Origin of the sequence: Bartonella capreoli, from assembly GCF_902813205.1 — a bacterium.
Lineage (GTDB): Bacteria > Pseudomonadota > Alphaproteobacteria > Rhizobiales > Rhizobiaceae > Bartonella > Bartonella schoenbuchensis.
Genome location: NZ_CADDZX010000162.1, coordinates 1 through 478 on the forward strand (window position 1 = coordinate 1; position 478 = coordinate 478).

A 478-nucleotide genomic window follows, 5' to 3' on the forward strand; every position below is an offset into this window, starting at 1 on the left:
ATGACCCTGATGGCGCGACAATTGCCTCCTACACCAAATGGTTTACCCTTGGAAATCTATTGCTTTACCAATACAACCGTTTGGTTAGAATATGAACAAATTCAAGCTGATATTTTTGACCACCTTTATTCCATTCTTCCTAGCTTTGGTCTAAAGATTTTTCAAAATCCAAGCGGATATGATTTTAATCATGTATTAAAAGCAAAAGCAGAGTAAAACGGTAAACTTCAATTGGTCAATTTTTGGATCAACCGTATCCATAACAACAAAGAAAGAAAAAGTATCATGAATAGTTCATTGGTACTCCTTCATCTTGCAGGCGCTATTTCTTTACTTCTTTGGGCTACACGCATGGTGCGCACAGGCATTGAACGAGCCTATGGTGATAAGCTTAGATATAAAATGCGTCATTTCATTTCCAAACCATTGTTTGCTGTAAGTTTTGGACTTTTTTCAGCAATGATTTTACAAAGCTCTA

The 478-nt window shown here is 36.4% G+C and carries 2 pseudogenes; both read left to right on the forward strand.

Features of this window, described 5'->3' with window-relative positions:
- Positions 1-216 (forward strand): annotated as a pseudogene (locus J7R05_RS07870) (mechanosensitive ion channel domain-containing protein); the annotation flags it as partial.
- A 69-nt stretch (positions 217-285) separates the two neighbouring features.
- Positions 286-478 (forward strand): annotated as a pseudogene (locus J7R05_RS07875) (Na/Pi cotransporter family protein); the annotation flags it as partial.